The following is a 17,848-nucleotide window of genomic DNA, read 5'->3' as shown; positions in this document are numbered from 1 at the left end:
TTGCCAAGGTCGCCTCGCGATCATCGAACTGTTTTCGCTAATCAAGCATGGTTTTCGGTTGGAACGTGGCGGTGCTCGCGGTATCGGGAGGGTATTGCAGCGGCGCAATGCGCGCGGCTGCCGACCAAGCCAGGGGGGCCGGCTAGCGTGCGGATCGAAGATCTTCCCGATTACTATGCGTTGTTGCAGGTGCACCCGCTCGTCGACGGGCGCGAGCTTGAGCAGGCCTATCACCGGCTGGCCAAGCGCTACCATCCCGATACCATCGCCAGCGCCGATCCCGATAGGTTCCAGCAGGTGGTCGAGGCCTATGGCTTCCTGCGCGATCCGCAGCGACGGGCGCTCTACAACAACCAGCGGGGCTTGGCCGACGGGCCCGGTGCGCGGTCCGATGCGGCAGGGTTTGGCGCTGGCTTCGGCGACCTGTCGATCGAGGCTGACGCGGCCATCGAGGATGCCGAGATGATCGAGCGCATCCTGCTCTCGCTCTACAAGCAGCGCCGCGAGCATCCCGGCGACGCGGGCCTGGTCGGCTGGCTGTTGCAGGAAAAGCTGGGCTGCGCGGAAGACCGCTTCGAATTCCACGCCTGGTACCTCAAGGAGAAAGGCTATGCGCAGACCGATCAGGAGGGCAAGCTCGTCATCACCGTCGCGGGCGTCGACCACATCGTTGCCACCAGCAAGCACAACCAGGCGCAGAAGCGGATCACCAGCATGATGAACGAGAATGGGCCGGCGACAGCGGAGTGAACGCGCGAAATCGCAGAGTCGTATTCTTACAAGATTTTGCCGGCCGGATGGACGAAATGTGTTAAGGAGATGATCGGAACAAGCATAGCGGGGGCATTATGCTTAAATCTCTGGCACTTGCACTTGGCGTCGCCTTGGCCGCGATTCCCGTGACCGCCTTTGCGCAGGACGCGGCGGAGACCGGGGCCGTCCTGTCGGGCTCGCGGGGGACGGGCGCGGCGGCGCGCTCGGTCGGCAATGCCACGCGCGGAGCACTGGGCGGCGCGGCGGACGCGATTGCCGCCACCAATGCGCGCCGGGGAGGTGCCGCCAGTCCGCGCCGGACCGGGCGGGGCGGGCAGGGCACGCCGGGCGGGGCTGCGGCGACGCGGACCGAGCCGGTGGGCTATACCATCGCCGGGAACATCGATGTCCTCGACCGGTTCGACGTGCCGACCTGGCGCCTCGGCAACGGCAGGATACTCAGGATCAGCGGCGAGCTCATCCCCGCGCCGGGCACGGCCTGCATCAGCGCCACCTGCCAGGACCTCAGGTAAGCCATTGGCGCGGGGGGCAGACGATATCGAGCAGGTCACGGCGAGCAACTGCTACGTCGTCAAGTTGGCCGAGCTCGTCGCATTGAACTTTCTGGCTCCAGACCATCCGCAGCCCGAGCGCATCGAGTGGATCAACCGCGCCACCGACCGCAAGCTGTCGCCCTCCAGCCTCGAGCAGTTGCTCCGCACCTTTCACAACAACGATCCCAGCCCAAGCGTGATCGAGTTGCGCAATGCAGCGGGCGTGCGAGCGATCTTCGCGGGCGAGGCCAAGCGCGCCGCCTTTGCCACGGCCTTCGACAAGGCCCGCCGCGCCTACGAGGCCGAACAGCACGCTCAGGTCATCGCCCTCTACGAGACGCTGGAAAAGGCCGAGACCGCGTTCGACTGCATGGTGGAGGAAGGGGCCCCGCAAGAGGCGTTGTCCATGCTGTGGCGCGCCAATGCCTTCATGCAGGCCGACATCGCCTGGCCCAAGGGCCATTCGGCCCGCACGGTGCTCGCCTCCGTCACCGGCGGAGGCGTGGCCGGCGCGGCGCTGGGCATCGGCATTCTGGTGATCCCGGGCCTAGGGCCAGTGGCGGCGGCGGGCGCTGTGCTGGCCTCGGCCTACAGCGCGGTCGCGGCGGCAGGCGGCATCATCGGCGCGACCGGCGCGGCAATGGCGGCGATGCTGAGCGACCTCGATGTGGAGGACTACGCCGCCAATCATCTCGAGCAGCAGCTCAAGAAGGGCCGCATCTTCCTTGCCACCGACCTGCGGCTGGCCGGGCTGGAGCGGGAAAAAATCGTCAAGTGTCTGGAAACAACTGGCGGTCGCATCGTATAAATTCTCGGACGGGGCAGCCACGGAGCCAGCAGGGCGCGCAGCGAGCTAACGCGATGTTTACCAATTGTGCCCATATCGTCCCCCATGACCGAGAGCCGCTTTGCCATCGTCCGCCTCGTCCTGCGTTCCGCCGCGTTTCTGCTGGCGCTGAACGAGATCCGGGGCATCGTTCTTGCCGTGCCGGTGCTTTACGCGATGTACGAAGCGGGCGGCACGCTGATGGCGATCTGGCTGGGCTTCTGCTCGCTGGCGGGCATCGCGCTGTCGGTGATCGTGCCTATGTTCGCGATCCGCAAGCTGGAACGTAGGCTGCAACCGGCCTGACGGCGATACTCTCTTTTACGTGAGGCGCGTCCGAATCACTGCGATTCGGGCGCGTTTTTGTTTGCCGCAGCAGAAAGGCGATGCGAGTCGCGCGGCGCGAAACTGTGCCGGAATGATGACGGTTTGCGGCATGGTTAAAATGCCGATAACCAAGATTGTTAGGATACCTGCCCGATAACCCATTGGAATGCCGAGATATAAAATCGCAGTTTAACGACTCGTTGATTTGTTCCCGGCTTTTGCAGAAAATTATCGGCGTCAGAGGGGGGACGTTACCCGGCGTCGAAACTGGCCGATCCAATCGAACAGGGGGTCGGCGCCGGGTTCCATTTTCTCGGACAGCATGGGCAACCGGAAATAGAGGCCGGTCCCGTTTTGTTATACGCCAGTAACGAGAGAGAACTATCATGAGCTTCATCAAGAACTTCATCGCCGACGAATCCGGTGCTTCGGCCGCGGAATACGCCCTGATCATCGCCGTCGTCGGCGTCGGCATCGGCGCCGCTGCGCTGTACCTCGGTGCCAACGTTCAGGCCGCAATCGGCGACGCCGGCGAAGACGTTTACGAGTGCAACAACTCGACGGGCACCGCCGGCCCCAACGCTCCGACTGGCAACACCAGCTGCGCGGGCACCGGCGGCAGCGGCGGCGGCACCACCACGCCGTAATAGAGGTGACAAAAGCCCCCGCGAGAATTTTCTCGCGGGGGCTTTTTTTTTGATGTAAGTAAACTCCACAGCGAGTTTCCGGGGGGAAAATCATGGGGGGACGCAACCTGGCCATTCTGGCCGTTGCAATAGTATTGGGTATCTTCGCGGTAATCATTGCGAACGCTTGGTTTTCCGGACAGGAAGAGAAGCAGCAGCAGATTGCTGAGGAGCTGAACCAGACGCGAATCGTCGTCGCCAGCCAGCCGATGGAATTCGGCTCGGCATTGACGCAGGAAAACCTGCGACTTCAGAACTTTCCGGCCAATTCGGTGCCCGCGGGCGCCTTTACCAGCATCGAACAGGCCATGCAGGGCGGGCGCGTGGCGCTGCGCCCCATCGTGCCGGGTGAGCCCGTGCTGGCCGACAAGGTTAGCGGCAGCGGCGGTCGCGCCGTCCTTTCCGCCCTGCTCGAGAACGGCGCACGCGCCGTCTCCATCCCGATCAGCCCCGTCACCGGCGTTTCCGGATTCGTGCGGCCCGGCGATATCGTCGACGTCATGCTCACCCGCCAGATCCCCGGCGACGGTGCGGGCAGCGCCGACCAGATGGTCGACATCATCATGGAGGGCGTGAAGGTCCTCGCCATCGACCAGGTCTCCAGCGAGGCCGCGACCGAGCCCGGCACCGGCAGCACCGCCGTGGTCGAGGTCGACCAGCGCGGCGCGCAGGTGCTGACGCTGGCAAACCGCGTGGGCCAGCTCTCGCTCGCCCTGCGCAACGTGGAAAACCAGGTGCCCGGCCAGCTCGCCACGGTGACCACCCGTGATCTCGGCAACTCGCGCATCTACCTCGCCGGCCGGCGCGAGCCTGCCACCGCGCCCGCGCCGGCGCAGCAGCCGATCATCATCCAGCAGGCCCCCGTGGCCGCCGCGCCGCAGCAGGCCGCGCCCGCGCAGGCGCCTGCCGTGCGCTCGGGCCGCTCGATGGAGGTCATCCGCGGAACCGATACCACCGACTATCCGGTCGGCCGCCTGGGGAGCCGCTGACATGAGCCTTCGCACCTTTGCCATCGGCCTTGCCGCCAGCGCCAGCCTGCTCGCCGCCGCACCCGCGGCCGCACAGCAGTACGACGACGGCTACGGCCTTCACGCGGGCGAGCTGATCGTCCCCATCAACAAAAGCCAGGTCGTCACCACCAGCGAGGCCATCGACCGCGCGATGATCGGCAACGCCGAGATTGCCGACGTGCTGCCGATCTCCGAACGCTCGATCTACGTGCTGGGCAAGGAACTGGGCACCACCAGTCTGACCCTTTACGACCGCAGCAACCGCGTGATCGCGGTGATGGACGTCTCGGTCGGCCCCGACGTCGATGGCGTGCGCCGTCAGATCGAACAGTTGATGCCGGGGCAGGATATCGACGTGACCCTGTCCAACGGCGCGCTCGTCCTGTCGGGCACGGTCAACGATCCCGGCGCCGCCGACCGCGCCGCCCGCCTCGCCGCCGCCTACGCGGGTGACGGGCAGGTGGTGAACCTCCTCGGCCTCGGCTCCAGCCAGCAGGTGATGCTGGAGGTGCGCTTCGCCGAGGTGACGCGCAACATCGGCGAACAGCTCGGCGTCAACGGGTTCGGGCTTTCCGGCAATGGCGACTTCGGGCTCGCTACGGGCAACGCCCCGCGGGTGGACCTGCCGAATACCGCGGTGGGCAGCGCCGTAGCCGATGCCTTCGGCGTCTTCGGCGCGCTGTTCGAACTGGGCGACGTCAGCATCGAGGCCTATCTCGACACGCTCGAGCGCAACGGCCTGTCACGCACGCTGGCGGAGCCGACGCTTGTCGCGCTGTCGGGAGAGACCGCCTCGTTCCTGGCCGGCGGTGAATTCCCGGTGCCGGTCGCGCAGAGCGGTGGCGGTGCCGCCGACGATGGCGGTGCTGTCATCACCGTGCTGTTCAAGCCCTTCGGCGTCAGCCTCGCCTTCACGCCCACGGTGCTGGGCAACGGGGTGATCAACCTGGTGGTCGCGCCGGAGGTCAGCTCGATCGATCCCAGCGCCTCGGTGACGATCAACGGCCTGACCGTGCCCGGCCTGCAGACGCGCCGAGCGCGCACCACGCTGGAACTGCGCGACGGCGAGAGCTTCGCCATCGCCGGACTGCTCCGCGATGAGACGCAGGCGACCACCAACCAGTTGCCGATCCTCGGATCGCTGCCGATCATCGGCTCGCTGTTCCGCTCGACCCGCTACCAGCGCGGCGAGACCGAGCTGCTGATCGTGGTCACGCCGCGCCTGGTCCAGCCGATCCGGCCCGACCAGGTGCGCCTGCCGACAGATCGCGTGCCGGTGCCCGATGTCGCGGACGTGCTGCTGAACGGCGACGTCTATCAGCCGCGCGACCTTGGCCCGGCCGCGCCCAGCGAACTTCCCGCCACGCCGCAAGGAGGCGACTATGAATACTAAGACAGCCCTGGCTTTCTCGGGCGCGGTCCTGCTGCTGGGCGGCTGCGCCAGCACCTGGAGCGCACAGTCGGGCCAGCTGGACGAGGTCGCGGGCTTTGGCGAGGCCAACAAGCAGACCTTTGCCGCCATGATCGTCAATCCCGATCCGGTGTACGACACACCTCTCGAAACCAGTGCGGAATCGGCCGCCGAGGCTGCCGAGCGCGTGCGCCTGCGCCAGGTCGTCCAGCCGCAGGCCGAGGATACCACCTCGGTCGGCAGCGGCGGCGGCGGCGGCGGCGGATAGGGGGATCTAATGCCTCGGGGGGTATCGTTTCTAGCGGACGATAGAGGCGCGATCGCCGCGACCTATGCCATCGCGGTGCTCGGGCTGGTGGCGATTGCCGGTGTCGGCTTCGACTATGCGCGCATGGCCGGAATGCACAGCGAGCTGCAGAACGGTGCCGACCAGGCCGCGCTGGCCGCCGCCTCGCAGCTCGACAAGTCGTCGGGCGCCTGCTCACGCGCCAGCGCCGCGGCGGTCGGGATGCTGCGCAACGTGACGTTGCTCGCCAACGACGGCGATCCCGACGGGGCCGCGGTCACCTTCGACCCCGAACCCAGTTGCGATGCCACGGGTTTCATCCGGTTCTGGCAGGACCGCGACAGGACACAGGCCGCCACGACCGATGCCCAGGCGCGCTTCGTGGAAGTGGTGACCACTCCGCGCGTTGCCCGCTATGCGCTGACTCCCGTCGTCGATGCCTTCAATTCCGGCAACATGCGCGCCCGCGCGATGGCCGGGATCGGCAGCGCCATCTGCCGCGTGCCGCCGCTGATGGTCTGCAATCCGGCGGAGCCGACCAGTAACACCAACATCCTGCTGCCTTTCGATGTCGAGAACAACGTCGGCGCTGGCATGCAATTGGTCGCCAATACCGCTTACGAGCCCGGCACCTTCGGCTTCCTGGAAACCGGATCGGGCAATGCAGCCAACCAGTTGCGAGCTGCTCTGGGCTGGGACGTGCGGCGCGGCGATTGCGTTTCGATCGACGGGGTGGAAACGAAGGAAGGCCTCACCGCGAGCGTCATGGACGCTATCAACACGCGCTTCGATATGCTCGGCAGCGGCGGTGCCTGTCCCGATATCGGCGGCGTAAACGGCCAGTGCTCGCCTTCGGTCAACGTGCGCAAGGACCTGGTGCGGAGCAACGGCAACAACAGCACCTGGGCCGTGCATGAAGGCAACAAGTTCAATTTCAACACGGAAGCCTATCGCCCGCTGACCAACGCAACGTACGACAGTCAGTTCGGCAGTGGAACATTTCCGCGCATCATGGGACATCCCCGCGATATGTGTCACGCTGTGTCGAACAGCGGCGTGTGCTCCTTTAATGGTGTCAACCCAAGCCGCATGGGTAACGGCCAGTGGGATATCAACGCCTACTGGCGCTCGAATTTCGGCACGGCCTATCCCTCCGGCACGATAGCGACGAATTCCTATCAGGCGGTTTCGCGAAACACCTATCCCACGCGCTATCAGGTCTACAGATGGGAAGCCGAACGCATCGCGGCTGGCACCTTGCCGAACGTCGTGCGATCAGCCGGAGGGGGGCAGTCGGCCTATGCCCAGCCGCAAGCCGGGCAGCAGCGGGCCCTGGCGGCATCGCCGTATGGCCGAGTCCCTGGCACCGACCTCGATCGACGTCGGCTGAGCGTGGCCGTGTTGAATTGCAAGGCACTTACCAATCCGGCCAACGGACCGACCAACCTGAACAATCGTGAGCTGCCGGTCACGACCTGGATCGACATCTTCATGGTCGAACCGATCATCGCCCGCAATCGGTGCGGACCGGGCGGCGGAGGCGGACCGGGCGGCACAGATTGTAACATCAAGTATACCGAGAACACCGACGTCTATGTCGAACTGATCGGCCGAACCGATATCGGCGGTTCGAGCGGTACGAACCTCCAAACCATCCGGCGCGACATGCCGTATCTGGTGGAATGATGCGCCGCGCCCTCCGCCTCCTGCCAAGCGACAGCCGCGCCGCCGCCGCGGCCGAGTTCGCGCTGATCCTGCCGATGATGTTCGCGCTGATCTTCACCACCTTCGAAGGCGGCAATTACCTGCTGGCCGAACACCGCGTGCTGAAAAGCGCGCGCGAGGGGGCGCGGTTTGCCGGGCGGCTCAGCTATTCCGCCTACGACTGCACGAGCGGCACCGTCGTGGGCAATTTCCAGACAACCCCGACAGTGATCAGCAACGTCGATGCTATCCGCAACGTCATGCGCTTCGGCAATCCGGAAGGCACCGGCACGCCGCGATTCACCGCGCGCCAGGGGGATGTGTTCGCGGTGACGGTCGATTGCCCCAGCAGCAGCGACACCACCACCTACCACAACAACGGCATCTTTCGCGAGCGAGGGAACGTTCCGCGGGTGCTGGTCAATGCGCGCGTCACCTACAATTCCATCCTCGGCACGCTCGGGTTCGACACCAGCGGCGCGGTGGTACGCGGGCAGGCGCAGGCGGCGGTGATGGGAGTATGAGCGTGCCCGTGCCCCTGCGCGCCCTGTGGCGCAGCGACCACGGCGCAAGCGCGGCGGAGTTCGCCCTGGTGCTGCCCACCTTCCTGCTGTTCCTGCTCGGCACGATCGACGTCGGCCGCTTCATCTGGGCGGTCAACGAAAGCGAAAAGGCGACCCAGGCGGGAGCGCGGCTGGCCGTGGTCAGCAACACGATCCCCGGCGGCGACATCGGCTGCGCGGCGAACGACAACCGCACGCCGGGGCTGCAGTGCTACAGCTTCGCGCTCGCCAGCAACGTCGCTCAGGGGTCTCCCGTCCCCAAGAGCCTGTTCCCGACAATTACCTGCTCGGCACCCGGCGGAACCTTGGCCTGCACGCCGACGAGCGCCCCGTTCAGCGTCGTGACCGCTGGCAACACGGCCGCGCAGAATGCCTTCGGCGCGATCGTCGCGCGGGTCAACGAACTGCAACCCCGGGCCGACGCGGACAACGTGGTCGTCACCTACGAATGGTCGGGGCTCGGTTATGCCGGCGATCCCAACGGGCCCGATGTCTCGCCGATCGTGACGGTGAGCGTGCGCGGTCTGGCCTTCAGGCCGATCTTTCTTGCCGGTTTCGGCACCCTTGGCCTGCCCGACCAGGCCTATTCGCTGACCCTCGAAGACGGTCAGGGATAAGCGGATTGAAGCGACCTGACGACGCCATGAAGGACACCTTGAACCTCGACCCCGAAACCGCGACCGGCTTCTCGATCCGCACCGTGCTGGCCTGCGATCCGGCTTGGCTTGCGGCGGCCGGCAACAGCGCCTGGACCTCGCTGCCGGACCTCAGGACCTGCGCCGTAGGTCCGCGCGACGCGGTTCCCTCCGACATCCTGCGCCACGCGGACGTTCTGGTGCTGGAGGTGGACGCGGGCAATCCCGCCAGTCTCGACCGGCTGGAGAGCGTCAAGCGCGCGCGACCGGACCTGCCGGTGATCGCGGCGGTGGAGAATGCCGACATCGCCCTGATGCGTGCCCTGCTGCGCCACGGCATCAGCGATGTCGCGGCCTTGCCGCTCGAACCCGAGGCGCTGGGCCAGCAGGTCAATACGATAGGGACTGCGCTCGCCAGTCATGGCCCTGCCTCGCTCGCGCCCAGCGTGTGCGTGATCGGCGCGCTCGGCCGGTCGGGGGCTAGCGCCGTGCTGCTCCACTTGGCCGACGAGATGGCGCGGCGCAGCCCCACGCCCATTCGCTGCTGCGTGATCGACCTCGACCTGCAGGCGGGCCATCTCGCCGCCTACGCCGGGGTCGATACCCAGCGGTCGGTGCTGAGCCTGCTGGAAGCCGAACAGCGGCTCGACGGCGACATGGTCAGGAACATCGCCAGCCGCGTGCGCGACGGCGTCTACCTCATTTCCGCGCCGACCGAGATCGTGCCGATCGAGCAGGTCGAGACCGAGCAGTTGCTCAAGATCGTCTCGCTCGCGCAGGCCGAATTCGACCTCGTGCTGATCGATCTTCCGGCCGCGTGGACCAACTGGTCGCTGTCGGTCGCAGCGGAATCGGACCGGATCGTCATGGTCGTCGAGCAATCGCTGGCGAACCTGCGCCAGGCGCGGCGTTGCCTCGACCTGTTCCGCGATGTCGGCATCGGCCAGCGCAGCGTCGACGTGATCGTCAACCGCGCCAACAAGAGCCGGTTCAGCAGCATCACGGTGCAGGACGTGGCCGACACGCTGGGCCGGGACGTCGTGGCGACCGTGCGCGAGGACAAGGGCGAACTGGCGCAGGCGCTCGATGCCGGACGGCTGGTCTCGCAGGGCAACCGCAAGAACCCCTTCGCGCTCGACGTGGGCGAACTGGCGGATGGCCTGCTGCGCTCGCTGGCAGGAGGCAGGCAATGAAATGGTCGCTCAAGACATCGCCGGCCAGGAACGCGGCGAGCGAAGCAAACGACACGGCCGCCGAACCCGATGCGGCCAGTGCGCCCGCGCCGTCCCCGCTGCCGTCGGTTTTTCCAACCGCGGGGCGACAGGGCCAGAGCGACAACCGGATGCTGGAGCTCAAGGTCTCCATCCACAAGGCGCTGCTCGACCGGATCAACCTCGCCTCGCTCGACAAGATCTCGCGGGCGGAGTTGAAAGGCGGCATCGGCGATATCGTCTCGGAACTGCTGATGGAGGAGAACGAGGTCGTCAACCGGGCCGAGCGCGACAGCCTGATCGACGACATTCTCGACGAACTGTTCGGCCTCGGCCCGCTCGAGCCGCTTCTACAGGACGAGTACGTCACCGACATCCTCGTCAATGGGCCCAAGGACGTGTTCGTGGAACGCCACGGCCTGCTGGAGCGGGTGAGGACCGAATTCAAGGATGAAAAGCACCTGATGCGGATCATCCAGAAGATCGTCAGCGCGGTCGGCCGCCGGGTGGACGAGAGCTCGCCCTTCGTCGATGCGCGCCTTGCCGACGGCAGCCGCGTCAACGCCATCGTCGCCCCGCTCGCGGTGGACGGTTCGCTGCTGTCGATCCGCAAGTTCGCGAAGAAGCGCATCGGTATCGACCGGCTGGTCGAGCTGGGATCGGTGCCGGAGGCGATGGCCGAAGTGCTCGCCGCCGTCGTCAGGTCGCGCCGCAACGTGCTGATCTCGGGCGGCACGGGCTCGGGCAAGACGACCATGCTCAACGCCATGTCCTCCTTCATCGACGAGCGCGAGCGCATCGTCACCATCGAGGACAGCGCCGAACTACAGCTGCAGCAGGAACACGTCGCCCGGCTGGAAACCCGGCCGCCCAACATCGAGGGCCGCGGCGAGGTGACGCAGCGCGACCTCGTGAAGAACGCCCTACGCATGCGGCCCGACCGCATTATCGTGGGCGAGGTGCGCGCGGGCGAAGCCTTCGACATGCTGCAGGCCATGAACACCGGCCACGATGGCTCGATGACCACGGTCCACGCCAACACCGCGCGCGACGCGCTTTCGCGTCTTGAACAGATGATCGGCATGAGCGGGATCGACATCACCTCGAAATCCAGCCGCTCGCAGATCGCCTCGGCCATCAACGTGGTGCTGCAGGTGGGCCGCCTGTCCGACGGTCGCCGCAAGGTGCTCAGCCTGTCCGAGGTAACGGGCATGGAAGGCGACGTGGTGACGATGCAGGATATCTTCCGCTTCAAGATCACCGACCGCACCGAAGACGGCAAGGTCGTGGGCGATTTCGAGGCGACCGGCATCCGGCCCAAGTTCCTCGAACACGCCAAGGCTGCGGGCATCAACCTGTCGGCCGAACTGTTCCGCCCGGACCTGAGGATCGGCTGATGAGCGACGATCTCCTGCGCATCGGAGTGCTGCTGGCGATTTTCGCCTCGATCTTCCTGGTCGTCCAGCTGGTGCTCAACCAGGCGTGGTCGCGCAGCGCCCATACGCGTGCGGTCAACAAGCGGCTGAGCTACATCAAGCGGGGCATGAACCGCGAAAGCGTGGTGGCCCTGCTGCGTAAGAACCAAGGCAGCGATTTCAGCGGCTTGCCGGCCATCCTGCGCCTGCCGCTCACGGGCATCCAGCGCGCGGTCAGCGGATCGGGCATCAGTTATTCGCTGGGCCAGGTGCTGTTCGCGATGGCGGTGCTGACGCTGGTCGTGTTCTTCCTCATCCTCATCGGCATCGCCTCGACCGAATTCCAGGCGACGGCGGGGGTGCTGCTGCTTTCGGTCGTGATATCGGCCTGCATCGGGATCTTCATCCCGCTCATGGTGCTCTCGGCGATGGCGTCGCGGCGGCGGCGGCGGGTGGAACAGCAGTTCCCCATCGCGCTCGACGTCTTCGTGCGCGCGCTGAAGGCGGGCCATCCCATCGCCTCGGCGCTGTCGTTGCTGACGATGGAGATGGAAGACCCCATCGGCAGCGAGTTCGGCCTGGTATCGGACGAGATCAGCTACGGCTCGAACCTCACCGATGCGCTTTCCGACATGGCCGAGCGCTGGGATTCGGACGATATCCGCATGTTCGTCGTCTCCCTTACCGTCCAGTCGGAAACCGGCGGCAACCTGGCCGAAATCCTGGAAAACCTCTCCACCGTCATCCGCGCGCGCGCCTCGCTGTTCCTCAAGGTGCGGGCGCTGAGTTCGGAAGGCCGGATGACCGGCTGGCTGCTGACGGCGCTGCCGATCTTCGCCTTCGTGGGCATGTTCCTGGTCAACCCTGAATTCTACCTCAGCGTGGCGGGTGAACGCTCGTTCATCATCGGCTTCATCTCGCTGATGGTGATGTACCTCATGGGGTTCCTGATGATCCGCAAGATGGTCGACATAAAGGTCTGACATGCTCGAACAGATTCTCGCCAGCGACGTGTTGCGGATGGCGCTCCTCCTGGGGCTGTTCATCGTCGTCGTGGTCGGCAGCTTCGGTGCGCTCGCCTTTATAAACCGCCGCTCGTCGGTGCGCAGCGGCCTGCAGGAAATCCGCGCCAGCGCTCCCGCCTACGAGACGCAGAGCGTGCTGCGCGGCACGGACAAGCGCGCGGCGTGGAATTCCATCGTCGAGGCGGTGGAGCGCACCGGGCTGCACCTCGGCGACACCAAGGACCACCGTCTGCGCGAAAAGCTGATCGCCGCCGGTTTCCCGTCGCCCGCCGCACCGCGGGCCTACACGCTCATCCGTCTGGTGCTGGTCTTCGTCCTTCCCGTCCTCTACCTCGCTATCGCGCTGACGCGGGAAGAACCGCCGGGATTCCTGGCGCTGTACCTGTTCGGCTCGATCCTCGGCCTCGCGGGCCTGATGCTGCCATCGCTGTTCATCCAGGCCAGGGCCGACCGCCGCCGCGAGCAGATCGTCAATGGCTTCCCTGACGCGCTCGACCTCATGCTGGTCTGCATGGAGGCCGGGCTCGGCGTGGAGGCTGCGCTCGACCGCGTGGCGCGCGAGACCGCCGCCTCGCACCCGCTCGTCGCCGCCCTGCTGGGCACCGCGGTCCTCCAGCTTCGCGCCGGTGCCAGCCGCGAGGAGGCCTTCAAGCGCATGGCCGATGCCGCCGGGGTGGACGAGATCCGCAGCTTCACCACGTTGCTCGTCCAGTCGGACAAGCTGGGCACCTCGGTCAGCTCCACCTTGCGCGTCTACGCGGAGGAAATGCGCGAGAAGCGCCGGATGCGCGCCGAGGAAAAGGCGCACCGCCTGCCGGTGCTGATCTCCATTCCGCTGGTGGTGTTCATGCTGCCGACCATGATCGGCGTGATCATGCTGCCCGCCGCGATCCGCATGGTGCGCGACGTTTTCCCATTGATGACCGGGGGTTGAAAAGATGAAGACGACACAGGCCCTGCTCGGAGCCATTTCGCTGGTCGCGCTGTCGGGTTGCCAGGGAATGCCGTGGCAATCCGCCCACAGCGAGGCGCGGGCACCCTCGACGCCCGACATGTCGAGCTATTTCGCCCAGCGCATCCATGACGGCCGCCGCCACCTGGCCGCCTATCGCCTGGCCGCCGCGATCGAGGCGTTCCGGCAGGCGAGCTACAACCCCGATTTCGCCGGGGAGGCCTTCAACGGCATGGCCGTCGCCTACGACCGGCTGGGCCGCTACGACCTTGCCGAGCGCTACTTCCGCCAGGCCGTGGCTGCCGCGCCGCAGGACGCGCGCTTCGCCCGCAACGCCGCGCGCTTCGACACCGCCCAGCTCGCGCGTGCCGGTGCCGCTGCCGCCGTCCAGCCGCAACTGGCCGCCGCACCCGCGCCAGCCGGAGCGAGCCTTGGCGATGACATCCGGCTCGAGCAACTGGCGCGCGAGGTCGGGGCCGAGCTTGGTGCCGGTTTCGAGGCCGGGGGGGCGCAGCGGATGCAGCGCGTGTCCACCCGCGAGGTCGCCATCTCCAGCCGCGACGACTGGACGGCCCGCGTAAACGTCGCCGCGCAGGAACGCCCTGCGGTGGTCCACGTGGGCCCGTTGCCGCGAACTCTTGGCATCGAGGAACCGGTCAGCATGGCCGCCACCCGGGACCAGGCGCCGGTTCGCGTCGCGACGGTCGACGGCGCTCGCAGGCCCGCACCGGTTGCCGCGCCTGTCGCCGCGGGATCGCGCTTCGCAAGCCAGCGCGGCCGCGTCAGCGTCCGAGTGAGTGGCACGCTGCGTTCGCCCGAACGGGCGGCCTATCCGGTCACCGTGCGCCTGCGCACGCCCGGCTGATCGCACCGGCATGAGTACGGTCGAACTGGGCGCGCTGGTCGTGCTGGCGCTTGCCTGCGCCGCTACGGACCTGCTGACGCGGCGCATCCCCAACCTGCTCAACCTCGTCGTGCTGGTGGCAGGGGTGGGCTTCGCCGTCGCCACCTCCACGGTTGAGGGCACGCTGCTGCACCTCGCCCACTTCGCGCTTGCGCTGGTGGCCGCGATGGTCCTGTTCCGGTTCGGGATGTGGGGCGGGGGAGACGCCAAGTTCTACGCCGCCGCCGCCGTCTGGTTTCCGCTGGTGCAGGCGCCCATGCTGGCGCTCTACACCGCGCTCGCAGGCGTGGTGCTGGTCCTCGCTTTCAGCCTCACGCCGTCGAAAAAGAAGCGCCGGGAGCGGCTCGCGGCGCTGCCCTACGGCATGGCCATAGCTGCCGGGGCCATCGCCTTGGCCATAATGACTTACATGGGCGACGCGCCCGCCTGACAGCCCCGCCCCGCGGTGGCTGTCAGGTCGGGCCGGGATGTGTTACAAGGCCGATGTCTCGTTCGACTCGCTATGCGGGCCGGACGGGTTGGGGGGATCCATGAAACGCGTCATTGTGATGTTTGCCGTGTCAGCTCTGGCAATGCCCTTCGCGGCTCTGGCGCAGGAGCGTGCCGCCGGCCTCACCGACAATGCCGACCATCCCGCCGCCGCGACCTACGCTCCGGCGCCCGCCGGTGCCGAGGCGCAGGTTGAACCCGCCACTCCGGCGCCGCGCATCCGGGTGGGTTTCGATACCATCGCCGGCGCTCCGCGCTACGCGCAGCGCACGAGCACCACTGGCACTGCCACGACCGTGCGGTTCGTCAGCTCGCGCCCGCGCGCAGGCGGGGCAGTTGTCGGGGGCGGGGGCCTGCCCTCCGGCCTGCCGGTTTCCGGGGCGCGCCTGTCGAGCGATTACGGCTACCGCGTCCACCCCGTCAGCGGTCGCGGTGCGAGCCATCATGGCGTGGACCTCGCCGTCGCCAGCGGCACACCCGTGGTGGCCACGTCGGACGGCGTGGTGGAGATGGCGTCGTGGTGGGGCGGTTACGGCCTGATGGTTGCGCTCGACCACGGGGGCGGCATGGAAACCCGCTATGCCCACCTGTCCTCGATCGCCGTGCGGCCGGGCGACCGCGTGATGCAGGGACAGGTAATCGGCCGCTCGGGCTCGACCGGCAATTCCACCGGCCCCCACGTGCATTACGAAGTCCGCATGGGCGGCCAGTCGGTCGATCCGCTGCGCTAAAGGGGCTGCGGGCCGGCGCGGAAGTAAAACTCTGGCAGAATGATTCCCGTCGCGAATCCTTCGCTGCGTGTGGCATTAGCCGGGCGCGCACGAACTTCCCTCGGCTTGCCCTTTGACTTGCGACTCGCAATTGCGACTCGGCAGATACTTGCAAGGCCCTGAAACACGGCCGCTGAATTAACCTTTCCCGGTCGAAGTTTTCCTGTTCCGTTCCGACACGATCGCAGGAAAGATCGGTCTTTCCGAACCCGACATCGCAGCTTGATTCCCTGAAAAGCCCATACATATCAGCGATATTTCGCCGATTAAGACGTGAGGCCGCTGCTCTGCTTCGGCCTGCATACGCAGCGGTATGCTTAACGACCTTGAAACCATCTTTCTTTGGTGGTTTGGTCCCCGCTGTATTCGTCTGTCCCGCCGGTCGTTCGGCCGGGCATCCGATACACCGCTGGGGGGCGGCGCAGACTTCGCTCCCTCGCGCCTGGGGGGAAATACGATGAGCGAAGAACTGAACGGTTTCGACAATGGCCTCGGCACCAGCGGTGCCGCAGACTGGACGGGCGAAGCATCCGGGCAGGCCAAGCCGGTTGCGAAGCAGGCAACATCGGTCGTGCGCGCAGGCGCCGACAACGCCGTCGTCATCCCCCCCGGTCTCACCATCGATACGCTCGAGGTCCAGGGCAGCGATCTCGTCATCGTGCTCAGCGACGGGACGCGCCTCGTGGTTCCGGACGGTGCGATCATCGTGCCCCAGCTCATCGTCGATGGCGTGCCGATCCCCCCGGCCAACGTCGCCGCGCTCCTGATCGGCAACGAGCCGGAACCCGCCGTCATCCAGACGCCCAGCTCCGGCGGCAACTTCGCCTACGACCCGGGCTCCATCCAGTCCGCCTTCGATCTCGGCGACCTGCTGCCCTATACCGAGCTGCCCCGTGCCGAGCAGGTCGAACGCGAGATCATTCCCGGTTTCCTCGACCGCGAGCCCACGGTTGTCATCGAGACTCCCGACAATCCGGTCGGCGTCGAGAATGCCATCGCCATCGTCTCCGAAAGCGGCTTGCCGGTGCGCGGCAATCCGTCCGAGCCGCAGGGAAGCGATGCGGCCAGCTCGTCCGAGAGCGCGAGCGGCACGATCCGCTTCGCTTCGCCCGACGGGGTCTCGGCGATCTTCATCAACGATGTGCAGGTGACGACGGTCGGCCAGACCTTCACCTCGCCGCTTGGTACGATGTCCATCACCAGCATCGACCTGGCGGGTGGCACGATCGGGTTCACCTATGTCCTGGCCGACAACAGCGTCGGCGGCACCAGCGATCCCTTCTTCGTCGTTCGCGTGGTCGATCGCGACGGCGATTCCGCGACCGCCAACCTCACCGTGCAGATCGTCGACGACGGTCCGGCGGCGGCCAACGATGCGGGCGCGGTACCGGGCGGAAGCCATGCCGCGATCACTGGCAATGTGCTGGCGAACGACCTGTCCGGCGCGGACGATTTTGCCACGGCCGGCGGCGTGTTGGGCTTCTCGCGCGGAGGCACCAACGCTGCTCCCGGAGCCACGCTGCAAGGCCAGTACGGCACCCTGACGCTGAACGCCGACGGCAGCTACAGCTACGTGCGCAGCGTGAACACGCCCGGCGGCGTGCAGGAAAGCTTCGATTACGCCGTCGTCGACCAGGACGGCAGCACCTCGGCGGCAACGCTCGTGATCACCATCGGCGACGCGCCGAATTCCATTTCCCTGCCCTCGGTCGGCGAGGCGACGCAGGTCGACGAAGGCGGCCTGCCTCCGCGCGGCGGTGTAAACCCCGGCACGGGCGAAATCGCCGACGACATCGCTAATAACAACAGCGACACCTCCGAGCAGACCGGCGGGACGATCACGTTCGTGTCGACCGACGGGGTTCAGAGCGTCACTATCGAAGGCGTGACCATCACTCCCGGCAACCTGCCGCAGACGGTGGTGAACAACGCCGAAGGCACGCTGATCGTCACCGGGTACACCTACGACCCGGTGACCGGGCAGGGCACGATCACCTACACCTATACACTTGGCGACAACACCAGCGGCGACGACACGACGGTAGACATCGACATCGTCGTGACCGATCTCGACGGCGACACCGCGGCTGATACCCTGGTGATCGCCATCGTCGACGACGTGCCGATGGCTCTGGACGACAGCGCCAGCCAGGGAACCGAGAACGCGGCGATCACGGTGGACGTGTTGGCGAACGACGTGCCCGGCGCGGACGGCGTTGCCGACGGCGCGGTGGCGGCGGTGGCCGGCAGCCTCTCGGGCACCGGCACGCTGGCCTACAACGGCGACGGCACGTTTACCTACACGCCCGGCAGCGGCGAAGAGGGCT

General features: G+C 66.7%; 19 protein-coding genes. All 19 read left to right on the top strand.

The genetic code is table 11. The features are described 5' to 3' along the window. The first annotated feature begins 147 nt into the window (after positions 1-147). Positions 148-750, top strand: coding sequence for a J domain-containing protein (locus AAW00_RS13835; RefSeq protein WP_047005046.1), 603 nt, complete (start codon positions 148-150; stop codon positions 748-750). A gap of 134 nt (positions 751-884) precedes the next feature. Then, positions 885-1,286 (top strand): hypothetical protein, encoded by a 402-nt coding sequence (locus AAW00_RS13830; RefSeq protein WP_047005045.1) that lies wholly within the window; start codon positions 885-887, stop codon positions 1,284-1,286. 4 nt (positions 1,287-1,290) lie between these two features. After that, positions 1,291-2,115: a hypothetical protein gene (locus AAW00_RS13825; protein ID WP_052761980.1), complete on the top strand. Its 825-nt coding sequence runs from the start codon at positions 1,291-1,293 to the stop codon at positions 2,113-2,115. An 84-nt stretch (positions 2,116-2,199) separates the two neighbouring features. Beyond that, positions 2,200-2,439, top strand: coding sequence for a hypothetical protein (locus tag AAW00_RS13820; RefSeq protein ID WP_047005044.1), 240 nt, complete (start codon positions 2,200-2,202; stop codon positions 2,437-2,439). Positions 2,440-2,846: 407 nt separating this feature from the next. Further along, positions 2,847-3,107: a Flp family type IVb pilin gene (locus AAW00_RS15470; RefSeq protein ID WP_047005043.1), complete on the top strand. Its 261-nt coding sequence runs from the start codon at positions 2,847-2,849 to the stop codon at positions 3,105-3,107. 92 nt (positions 3,108-3,199) lie between these two features. After that, positions 3,200-4,135: a Flp pilus assembly protein CpaB gene (gene cpaB / locus AAW00_RS13810; protein ID WP_047005042.1), complete on the top strand. Its 936-nt coding sequence runs from the start codon at positions 3,200-3,202 to the stop codon at positions 4,133-4,135. 1 nt (position 4,136) lies between these two features. Further along, complete coding sequence (locus AAW00_RS13805; protein WP_047005041.1) at positions 4,137-5,549, top strand: type II and III secretion system protein family protein; 1,413 nt, start codon at positions 4,137-4,139, stop codon at positions 5,547-5,549. Beyond that, on the top strand, positions 5,539-5,835 hold the full coding sequence (locus AAW00_RS13800) for a hypothetical protein (RefSeq protein ID WP_052761978.1): 297 nt from the start codon (positions 5,539-5,541) through the stop codon (positions 5,833-5,835). Before AAW00_RS13805 ends, AAW00_RS13800 begins: the two co-directional genes overlap by 11 nt. A gap of 9 nt (positions 5,836-5,844) precedes the next feature. Further along, a complete protein-coding gene (locus AAW00_RS13795; protein WP_047005040.1) occupies positions 5,845-7,539 on the top strand; it encodes a pilus assembly protein TadG-related protein in 1,695 nt (564 codons plus the stop codon). Beyond that, positions 7,539-8,081, top strand: a complete 543-nt coding sequence (locus AAW00_RS13790; RefSeq protein WP_206539337.1) for a TadE/TadG family type IV pilus assembly protein — start codon at positions 7,539-7,541, stop codon at positions 8,079-8,081. Before AAW00_RS13795 ends, AAW00_RS13790 begins: the two co-directional genes overlap by 1 nt. 2 nt (positions 8,082-8,083) lie before the next feature. Continuing rightward, the gene (locus AAW00_RS13785) at positions 8,084-8,737 is read left to right on the top strand and encodes a TadE/TadG family type IV pilus assembly protein (protein WP_241461749.1); all 654 of its coding nucleotides are present in this window, start codon (positions 8,084-8,086) and stop codon (positions 8,735-8,737) included. Positions 8,738-8,763: 26 nt separating this feature from the next. Then, positions 8,764-9,948 (top strand): CpaE/TadZ family protein, encoded by a 1,185-nt coding sequence (locus tag AAW00_RS13780; RefSeq protein WP_047005037.1) that lies wholly within the window; start codon positions 8,764-8,766, stop codon positions 9,946-9,948. Next, a complete protein-coding gene (locus AAW00_RS13775; RefSeq protein WP_082125107.1) occupies positions 9,945-11,363 on the top strand; it encodes a TadA family conjugal transfer-associated ATPase in 1,419 nt (472 codons plus the stop codon). The genes AAW00_RS13780 and AAW00_RS13775 overlap by 4 nt, the downstream gene beginning before the upstream one ends. After that, positions 11,363-12,364, top strand: coding sequence for a type II secretion system F family protein (locus AAW00_RS13770; RefSeq protein ID WP_047005036.1), 1,002 nt, complete (start codon positions 11,363-11,365; stop codon positions 12,362-12,364). Before AAW00_RS13775 ends, AAW00_RS13770 begins: the two co-directional genes overlap by 1 nt. A 1-nt stretch (position 12,365) precedes the next feature. Beyond that, a complete protein-coding gene (locus AAW00_RS13765; RefSeq protein ID WP_047005035.1) occupies positions 12,366-13,340 on the top strand; it encodes a type II secretion system F family protein in 975 nt (324 codons plus the stop codon). A 4-nt stretch (positions 13,341-13,344) separates the two neighbouring features. Further along, positions 13,345-14,223, top strand: coding sequence for a tetratricopeptide repeat protein (locus AAW00_RS14405; protein ID WP_052761976.1), 879 nt, complete (start codon positions 13,345-13,347; stop codon positions 14,221-14,223). Between the two features lie 10 nt (positions 14,224-14,233). Continuing rightward, positions 14,234-14,692 carry an A24 family peptidase gene (locus tag AAW00_RS13755; RefSeq protein WP_047005034.1) on the top strand — a complete coding sequence of 153 codons (459 nt, stop codon included), beginning with the start codon at positions 14,234-14,236 and terminating at the stop codon, positions 14,690-14,692. A gap of 142 nt (positions 14,693-14,834) precedes the next feature. Then, positions 14,835-15,482 carry a M23 family metallopeptidase gene (locus AAW00_RS13750; RefSeq protein ID WP_052761975.1) on the top strand — a complete coding sequence of 216 codons (648 nt, stop codon included), beginning with the start codon at positions 14,835-14,837 and terminating at the stop codon, positions 15,480-15,482. Positions 15,483-15,978: 496 nt separating this feature from the next. Next, positions 15,979-17,848 (top strand): Ig-like domain-containing protein (locus tag AAW00_RS13745; RefSeq protein WP_194294386.1); only part of this gene is annotated, 1,870 nt, incomplete at its 3' end.

Source organism: Aurantiacibacter luteus (genome assembly GCF_001010945.1).
GTDB classification, from domain to species: domain Bacteria; phylum Pseudomonadota; class Alphaproteobacteria; order Sphingomonadales; family Sphingomonadaceae; genus Alteraurantiacibacter; species Alteraurantiacibacter luteus.
Note: the sequence above shows the minus strand (reverse complement) of the source record. Positions and strands in the feature narration are given on the sequence as shown.

What these genes read in the sequence shown, in the direction of transcription:
- AAW00_RS13800 (WP_052761978.1), top strand. Translation starts at nt 5,539, where the DNA reads ATGAATACTAAGACAGCCCTGGCTTTCTCGGGCGCGGTCCTGCTGCTG.
- AAW00_RS13805 (WP_047005041.1), top strand. Translation starts at nt 4,137, where the DNA reads ATGAGCCTTCGCACCTTTGCCATCGGCCTTGCCGCCAGCGCCAGCCTG.
- AAW00_RS15470 (WP_047005043.1), top strand. Translation starts at nt 2,847, where the DNA reads ATGAGCTTCATCAAGAACTTCATCGCCGACGAATCCGGTGCTTCGGCC.
- AAW00_RS14405 (WP_052761976.1), top strand. Translation starts at nt 13,345, where the DNA reads ATGAAGACGACACAGGCCCTGCTCGGAGCCATTTCGCTGGTCGCGCTG.
- AAW00_RS13775 (WP_082125107.1), top strand. Translation starts at nt 9,945, where the DNA reads ATGAAATGGTCGCTCAAGACATCGCCGGCCAGGAACGCGGCGAGCGAA.
- AAW00_RS13795 (WP_047005040.1), top strand. Translation starts at nt 5,845, where the DNA reads ATGCCTCGGGGGGTATCGTTTCTAGCGGACGATAGAGGCGCGATCGCC.
- AAW00_RS13820 (WP_047005044.1), top strand. Translation starts at nt 2,200, where the DNA reads ATGACCGAGAGCCGCTTTGCCATCGTCCGCCTCGTCCTGCGTTCCGCC.
- AAW00_RS13790 (WP_206539337.1), top strand. Translation starts at nt 7,539, where the DNA reads ATGCGCCGCGCCCTCCGCCTCCTGCCAAGCGACAGCCGCGCCGCCGCC.
- AAW00_RS13770 (WP_047005036.1), top strand. Translation starts at nt 11,363, where the DNA reads ATGAGCGACGATCTCCTGCGCATCGGAGTGCTGCTGGCGATTTTCGCC.
- AAW00_RS13780 (WP_047005037.1), top strand. Translation starts at nt 8,764, where the DNA reads ATGAAGGACACCTTGAACCTCGACCCCGAAACCGCGACCGGCTTCTCG.
- cpaB (WP_047005042.1), top strand. Translation starts at nt 3,200, where the DNA reads ATGGGGGGACGCAACCTGGCCATTCTGGCCGTTGCAATAGTATTGGGT.
- AAW00_RS13750 (WP_052761975.1), top strand. Translation starts at nt 14,835, where the DNA reads ATGCCCTTCGCGGCTCTGGCGCAGGAGCGTGCCGCCGGCCTCACCGAC.
- AAW00_RS13755 (WP_047005034.1), top strand. Translation starts at nt 14,234, where the DNA reads ATGAGTACGGTCGAACTGGGCGCGCTGGTCGTGCTGGCGCTTGCCTGC.
- AAW00_RS13765 (WP_047005035.1), top strand. Translation starts at nt 12,366, where the DNA reads ATGCTCGAACAGATTCTCGCCAGCGACGTGTTGCGGATGGCGCTCCTC.